The sequence below is a fragment of the Mycobacterium sp. E3198 genome (genome assembly GCF_001667015.1).
Lineage (GTDB): Bacteria > Actinomycetota > Actinomycetes > Mycobacteriales > Mycobacteriaceae > Mycobacterium.
This window is the reverse complement of record NZ_LZIS01000118.1, coordinates 1-6,897: the sequence shown is the minus strand read 5'-3', so window position 1 is coordinate 6,897 and position 6,897 is coordinate 1. Positions and strand designations below refer to the sequence as shown.

General features: G+C 67.7%; 9 protein-coding genes. 5 read left to right on the top strand and 4 right to left on the bottom strand.

The genetic code is table 11. From position 1 onward, the window contains the following. Together A5673_RS13665 and A5673_RS13660 are read right to left on the bottom strand one after the other, a co-directional pair. A partial coding sequence (locus tag A5673_RS13665; protein ID WP_197518375.1) for an FHA domain-containing protein occupies positions 1 to 479 on the bottom strand: 479 nt, incomplete at its 3' end. A gap of 29 nt (positions 480 to 508) precedes the next feature. Further along, positions 509 to 1,726 carry an NADH:flavin oxidoreductase gene (locus tag A5673_RS13660; RefSeq protein ID WP_068232845.1) on the bottom strand — a complete coding sequence of 406 codons (1,218 nt, stop codon included), beginning with the start codon at positions 1,724 to 1,726 and terminating at the stop codon, positions 509 to 511. A gap of 39 nt (positions 1,727 to 1,765) precedes the next feature. Here A5673_RS13660 and A5673_RS13655 point away from each other — a divergent pair, with 39 nt between their 5' ends. Beyond that, on the top strand, positions 1,766 to 2,614 hold the full coding sequence (locus tag A5673_RS13655; RefSeq protein ID WP_068232842.1) for a bifunctional methylenetetrahydrofolate dehydrogenase/methenyltetrahydrofolate cyclohydrolase: 849 nt from the start codon (positions 1,766 to 1,768) through the stop codon (positions 2,612 to 2,614). A gap of 3 nt (positions 2,615 to 2,617) precedes the next feature. Further along, entirely contained in the window at positions 2,618 to 2,893 is a 276-nt protein-coding gene (locus tag A5673_RS13650; RefSeq protein WP_068232839.1) for a DUF3017 domain-containing protein, read from the top strand. Between the two features lie 4 nt (positions 2,894 to 2,897). On the opposite strand, the gene A5673_RS13645 is transcribed toward A5673_RS13650, so the two are convergent. Continuing rightward, on the bottom strand, positions 2,898 to 3,377 hold the full coding sequence (locus tag A5673_RS13645) for a DUF732 domain-containing protein (protein ID WP_068232837.1): 480 nt from the start codon (positions 3,375 to 3,377) through the stop codon (positions 2,898 to 2,900). Positions 3,378 to 3,655: 278 nt separating this feature from the next. On the opposite strand from A5673_RS13645, the gene A5673_RS13640 reads away from it, so the two are divergent. Next, entirely contained in the window at positions 3,656 to 5,089 is a 1,434-nt protein-coding gene (locus A5673_RS13640; RefSeq protein ID WP_197518376.1) for an FAD-binding oxidoreductase, read from the top strand. Between the two features lie 10 nt (positions 5,090 to 5,099). Here the strand turns inward: A5673_RS13640 and A5673_RS13635 are convergent, their stop codons facing one another. Beyond that, positions 5,100 to 5,774: a TetR/AcrR family transcriptional regulator gene (locus A5673_RS13635; protein WP_068232849.1), complete on the bottom strand. Its 675-nt coding sequence runs from the start codon at positions 5,772 to 5,774 to the stop codon at positions 5,100 to 5,102. Between the two features lie 130 nt (positions 5,775 to 5,904). Between A5673_RS13635 and A5673_RS13630 the strand changes: the two genes are divergently transcribed. Continuing rightward, complete coding sequence (locus A5673_RS13630; protein ID WP_068232833.1) at positions 5,905 to 6,324, top strand: hypothetical protein; 420 nt, start codon at positions 5,905 to 5,907, stop codon at positions 6,322 to 6,324. 199 nt (positions 6,325 to 6,523) lie between these two features. Continuing rightward, positions 6,524 to 6,897, top strand: a 374-nt coding sequence (locus A5673_RS13625) for a DUF222 domain-containing protein (RefSeq protein WP_156748182.1), incomplete at its 3' end; no start/stop codon positions are given.

Below are 6,897 nucleotides of genomic sequence, written 5' to 3'. Positions count from 1 at the left end.
GATCGCGGCCCCGCCCCCCCCTCCCGGCCGCACACCGAACTGGGCCCAGCAGGCGCCGCGGCGACGGGGGGACCCGGCGGCGGTTGCGAGGCCGGCCACGCCGTTCCCGCGTGTGCGGCCACCGGGATGCCCATCGATTCGGTTCGGGGCGGGCGCCCGGCCAGCCCTTGGTGGCGGCCCACTTCGAAGGTCAGCTGCGGCCCGTCGGGATTCCCGATGTTGACGGTTTGGCCGTCGTGGATGTCCACCACCGGGACCCGGCGGCCGTTGCAGAAGGTCCCGTTGAGCGAGCCGTTGTCGATCGCCAGCCACCGGCCCTGGTCGAAGCGCAGCAACAAATGGGCGCGCGAGATCAGCGGGTGCGTGATGCGCATGTCGGCCCGCAGATCGCGCCCGACCACCACGTCGTGGCCCGCCGCGAACGTGCGCTCCGACCCGTCATGGCGAACGGTCAGCGCTGGCGGGGCTGGTGCACTCATCGCCACAACTGTAGCGGGTGCACCTGTTGTCACCCTGTGGGCTGAGTGACCGAGTCAGGGGCGCCGGTGACCACGCAGCGGGTCCGGGTGTAGATGGTCGGCATGCACCGATTGCAGTGCGTGCACGCCGAATGCACGGTGTGGGCGGCGCCGTCGGCGGCGATCCGATTGATCAGGTCCGGCTCGGCCAGCAACGCCCGGCCCATCGCGACGAAGTCGAATCCCTCCGCCATCGCGAGGTCCATCGTCTCCCGGTTGGTGATGCCGCCGAGCAATATCAGCGGCATCGTGAGCTCGGCGCGGAACAGCTTGGCGTCGCGCAGTAAATAGGCCTCGCGGTAGGGGTACTCGCGGAGGAACTTCTTGCCCGTCATCCGCATGCCCCAGCTCAGCGGCGGCTTGAAGGCGCCGGCGAATTCCTTGAGCGGCGGGTCGCCGTGGAACAGGTACATCGGGTTGACCAGCGAGCTGCCCGCGGTGAGCTCGATCGCGTCCAGACCGCCGTCGTCCTGCAGCCACTTGGCGGTGATCAGCGATTCCTTCGTGCTGATGCCGCCGCGCACCCCGTCGGACATGTTGAGCTTGGCCGTGACCGCGATCGGCGTGCCCTCCTCGTCCACCGCGCGCCGGACGGCCATGACTATCCCGCGGGCGACCTTGGCCCGGTTCTCCAGCGATCCGCCGAATTCGTCGGTGCGGCGGTTGATCAGCGGAGACAGGAACGCGCTCGCCAGATAGTTGTGACCCAAATGGATTTCGACCGCATCGAAGCCGGCTTCGATCGCGAGCCGGACCGCGTTGACGTGCCCTTGGATGACGTCGTCGATGTCGTCGCGGGTGGCCTTCTTGGCGAAGCGCATCCCGATCGGGTTGAAGAATCGCACCGGCGCCAGGGCTTTGGCCTTGTTGGACTTGGCGTTGGCGACCGGGCCGGCGTGCCCGATCTGCGCGCTCACCGCGGCGCCCTCGGCGTGGATCGCGTCGGTGAGCCGGCGGAACCCGGGCACCGCCTCCGGTCGCATCCAGATCCCGTTGCCCTCCGTGCGGCCGCCGGGCGACACCGCGCAATAGGCGACGGTGGTCATCCCGACCCCGCCGGCCGCCGGCAGGCGGTGGTATTCGATCAGGTCGTCGCTCACCAGGGCGTTGGGCGTGCGCGCCTCGAAGGTGGCGGATTTGATGGTGCGGTTGCGCAGCGTGATCGGGCCCAGCTTGGCCGGGCTGAGCACGTCTGGAGGGGTAGACATGCGAGGAGCTTAATCGTGTCGCGTGCCAGACTGTGAGGCGTGGGCGCAATCACGCTGGACGGCAAGGCCACCCGGGACGAAATCTTCGTCGACCTCAAGCAACGAGTCGCCGCTCTGACGGCAGCGGGCCGCACGCCCGGGCTGGGCACCATCCTGGTCGGCGACGACCCCGGGTCGCAGGCCTACGTTCGCGGCAAGCACGCCGACTGCGCCAAGGTCGGCATCACGTCGATCCGCCGCGACCTGCCCGCCGACATCAGCGCCGCCCAACTCGACGAGACCATCGACGAACTCAACGCCAACCCCGAGTGCACCGGCTACATCGTCCAGCTGCCGCTGCCCAAGCACCTCGACGAGAACGCGGCGCTCGAGCGCGTCGACCCCGCCAAGGACGCCGACGGCCTGCACCCCACCAACCTGGGCCGCCTGGTGCTGATGGAGCGGGCCCCGCTGCCCTGCACGCCGCGCGGCATCGTGCACCTGCTGCGGCGCTACGACGTCGAAATCGCCGGGGCCCACGTGGTCGTCATCGGCCGCGGCGTGACGGTCGGCCGCCCGCTGGGGCTGCTGCTGACCCGCCGCTCGGAGAACGCCACGGTCACGTTGTGCCACACCGGAACTCGCGACCTGGCCGCGCTGACCAGGCAGGCCGACATCATCGTGGCCGCCGTCGGGGTGCCGCACATGCTGACCGCCGAGATGGTACGTCCGGGCGCCGCGGTCGTCGACGTGGGCGTCAGCCGCACCGAGAACGGCCTCGTCGGCGATGTGCATCCCGACGTGTGGGAGGTGGCCGGGCACGTGTCACCAAATCCCGGTGGCGTCGGCCCGCTCACCCGCGCGTTCCTGTTGACCAACGTCGTCGAATTGGCCGAGGGACGGCAATAACCGGTGCGCGCGACGCTGCGGGCACAATGGCCGATCCTGTTGGTCGGCCTGATTTTCGCCGCGGCATTTGTGTTGGCGGGGGCCAACTTCTGGCGTCGCGGCGCCCTGCTGATCGGCATCGGGGTGGGCGTGGCGGCGATCCTGCGGTTGGTGTTGTCCGAGGACCGGGCCGGCCAGTTGGTCGTCCGCGGCAAGGGGACCGACTTCATCACGACCGCGACCGTCGCGGCGGCGATGGTCTATATCGCCTCGACCATCGACCCGTTGGGGACGCGCTGAGCGGCTAAGCCCCTGGCATGCCCGGGATTTGCTGGATGCCGGGGATGCCGCCGGCAAGACCGCCGGGCAGACCGCCCGGAATGCCCGGCAACCCAGCAGTCGGGTTGCCGCTGGCGATGTTGGCCATCTCCTGCGGGCAGTACATCTGAATCGCGATGGTGGTGAACATCTTGGCCATCCCCGGCGACAGGCCGCGGTTGCTGACGGTCGCCGCGGCGGCTGCGAAGTTGCCGCCGGGCTGCGCGAGCATCGGGCAGATGGACTCGCCCACTTTCATCGCGTTCCCCGGCTCGCCGAAGTCGATGCCGGCGTGGTTCAGCGCGTCGATGAAGGCGTCGTCGGTCGCCGGGTCCGCCTCGGCCGGCGCCGCGAACGCCGCAGCCACCGTGAGGAGGCCGGCGGCACCGGCCAGAAGGCGAACGGTCAGAGGCTGGTGACGAAACAGCCAGATCCACCGTTGAGTTCCCGCCGCCAGTGCCTTCATGCCAGCCTCCCTGTCTCGGAATGCGCCGACGGCACTCCAGTCACTTAGGGAACTCTGGTCTATGACTGTCACGTTTACAACACGGTGCGATAAAGCTTTGCACAATAAGCGTTTTGTAAGGGCATCGCGCCCCTGACGTGCCTTATTGGGCTCCACGACGGCCGTGCCGGCGCCGGCGGATCGAGGCCACACTGTGACCTGACACTCGCGCCGGGGCCGGATTTTCGGGTGCGGATTCGACCAGAATCCGGCTCATGACGACGAATCGCAGCCGTCCGCTGGACCATGAGATTTCGCGCCAGACCTTTCTTCGGGGGGCCGTCGGGATGCTGGCGACCGGGGCCGTGTTCGGCAGCGCGCGGGCGGCCGCCGACCCCACCGTCGGCTGGGGCGGCCTGGCCTCCTCCATCGGCGGGAGCGTCGCGTTGCCCGGCAATGGCGCTCAATTCTCCTCGGGCAAACAGCTTTTCAATTCGTTCTACGACAACTCCAGTCCCGCGGCGGTCGTCACGGTGTCGTCGCAGTCGGATGTGCAGAAGGCCGTGTCGTTCGCAACGGCGAACGGGCTCAAGATCGCCCCGCGCGGGGGCGGCCATTCGTACATCGGCGCATCGAGCGCCAACGGCACGATGGTGATCGACCTGCGCAAGCTGCCCGGCGGGGTGAACGTCGACGGCGCCGGCAACGCCACCGTCACGCCGGCGACCACGGTGTACGCGGTGCACCAGGCGCTGGCCGCCGCCGGCCGCGCGATCCCCACCGCCACCTACCCCAGCATCGGGATCGCGGGACTGGCCCTGGGGGGCGGGGTGGGGGCCGATTCCCGCCACGCCGGACTGACATGCGACGCGCTGCAGTCGGCGACGGTGGTGCTGCCGAGCGGCGACGTGGTCACCGCGTCGGCCAACGACCATCCGGACCTGTTCTGGGCGCTGCGCGGTGGGGGCGGGGGCAACTTCGGGGTGACGACGTCGATGACCTTCGCGACGTTTACGACCGGTGACAACGACGTCGTCCGGCTCGACTTCCCGCCGGCGTCGGCGGTGCAGGTGCTCATGGGCTGGCAGTCCTGGTTGAGTGCCGCGGACCGAAACACCTGGGGGATAGTCGATCTCTCCGTCGGCAACCAGCCGAACTGCCACGTCCTGGCCACCTGCCCGGCGGGCGCCGGACCCGGTGTCGTCGACGCCATCAAATCCGCGGTGGGTGTCGCTCCGAGCGCGGTCGTCAACAAGACGCTGAGCCACATGGATTTGGTGACCTACCTGGCCGGCGGCAGTTCGACGCCGTCGCCCGTCGGGTTCGTGGCGGGCTCAGACGTGCTGTCGACGCTGAATTCCGCTGCGGCCAAAGCCATTGCGACGGCGATCGGGCAGTGGCCCGCCTCCGGCGGCAAAGCGTCGCTGCTCGTCGACCCACTGGATGGCGCCGTCGGCGACGTGGCGCCGGGGGACACCGCCTTTCCGTGGCGCAAGCAGTCCGCGCTGTTGCAGTGGTACGTCGAGCCCGCCGCCAACCAGGTTTCCGCCGCCACCCAATGGCTGAACTCCGCGCACCAAGCGGTGCAACCGTATTCGGTCGGCGGGTACGTCAACTACCTGGAGGCCAACAGCTCGGCGGCGCGCTACTTCGGCTCAAATCTCTCGCAGCTGACGACGATGCGGCAGAAGTACGATCCGAACCGGGTGATGTACTCGGGGTTGAACTTCTGACGAGATGCGCTCAGTGGGCCTCCCGCTGAGATGCACGCGCTTCGAGCGCGGCCGCAAGGGAGCGTTCGGCGCGCCGGCGCGTGTCGCCGAGACCCACTACCAAATTGATCGCGAGTGGGACCATCACGTCCTGCAGTCCGTCGGGGTCAATGATTCCACTCATCGCCAACAGCACGAATCCGTGTGTGGCACTCAAGATCTGGGTAGCCGCGCGTGTCGGCTCCTGTGGTCGGATTCGTCCGGCTTCAATGACGCGCTCGACCGCACTGACTAGTACCGACAACGCGTCGACTCCTTCGGCCAGATCCCAAGGCGTGGCCGCATCGGCCGACACCTTATTGATTCCGCCAAGGTCGGTGAGGCCAAACAGCAACCGGTACAGCTGCGGGCTTCGCATGGCGAACTCGCCGTAGGCCAGTCCGCCAGCGAGGAGATCAGCCATCGGGTCGTCGGTATGCGGCACTGCGCGAGTGTGCTCGGCGAAGCGCGCCAGCCCGGCACGCATCATTGCTTCAATCAGCTTGGGCATTCCCCCGAAGTGCGTGTACACCGCCATCGTCGACGCGCCGATTTCGCCTGCCAATGTCCGCGCTTGAATCGCCGCCGGGCCGTCCCGCTCCAGCACGGCTAGAGCGGCTGTCACCAGGCGCTCCTGGGTGCTCAGCGTGGTGTCGGCCGAAGTCATCATTGACATGATGCCATAACAAGCGTTATGTTCTTGACAAGTAATAACAGCTGTTATGCGAACGGGCAGGCGCCTGCCGCAATCGTTTGGGGGGATGAACATGGCTGTGCAGACTCCCGTATATCGACGGATGATCGCCGGCGTCGGCGGCGCCGCGCTGATGTTGGGGCTCTTTCTGCCCTGGGAGGACGTTCAGGGCGTGAACCGCACCGGTTGGCAGAGCAACACGATTGCCGCCGCCCTGTTCCTGGTGGCTGGTGTGTTAGGCATTGCTACGGCGATCACCGGCGGGAAATGCGGCCTTGGCCGACCCGATTTGTCGCTCATCGCCGCAACCGACCTGATCAACACCACCTCAATGCTGTTGCTCGCCTGGCTGATTTCCTTTGGCTTTCCCGACCATGCCAGCCGTCAGCCCGGCGTCTTCGTGGCGCTGATCTCAGCAGCCGCAACCGCCTTCGCCGTCGCCGATTACCGGCCTCTCCGGGGAGCGCCGTGGTTTCCGTTCATGGATACCGTTGAGCCAACAGGCAGTCGTATCCCGCAATAGTTCAGCTCCACGAACCCTTTGCGCAGCCAAGACATTTAATCGGTTCATCCACAATAAGGTGGGCCGATTTGGTTTCACTGGTCCCAAGTGGTTCATGAGTGTTGCACCACGCACACGGAGCCAAATAACTTGGGCCACTTTGGTTTCAGTGGTCACAATGCGGGGATTCTTGTCGGTAGGTGTTCCTAAGGTTGGGGGCATGGGTGCGAGCAGTCGTGAGGAGATCGTGGAGGTCTTCGATGCGCTGCGCGCCGACGTGGACCGGTTGTGCGGCTTGTCGTTTGAGGTGTTCACCACCCCGGAGCGGTTGCGGGCCCTCGAGCGCCTGGAGTGCGCGGCACGCCGGCTGCGGTGGGCCCAGCACGACCTGATCAACCAACTCGAGGCCCAAGCCAGCAAGGCCGAGTTGGGCGGCACGCTGCGCGCGGCGCTGGCCGATCGGCTGCGCCTGACAAAGGCCGAGGCGGGCCGGCGCGTCGATGACGCCGACGACCTGGGCCAGCGCCGCGCCCTGTCCGGTGAACCGCTGGCCCCCAAACTGGCCGCCACCGCCGCCGCCCAACGCCAGGGCCT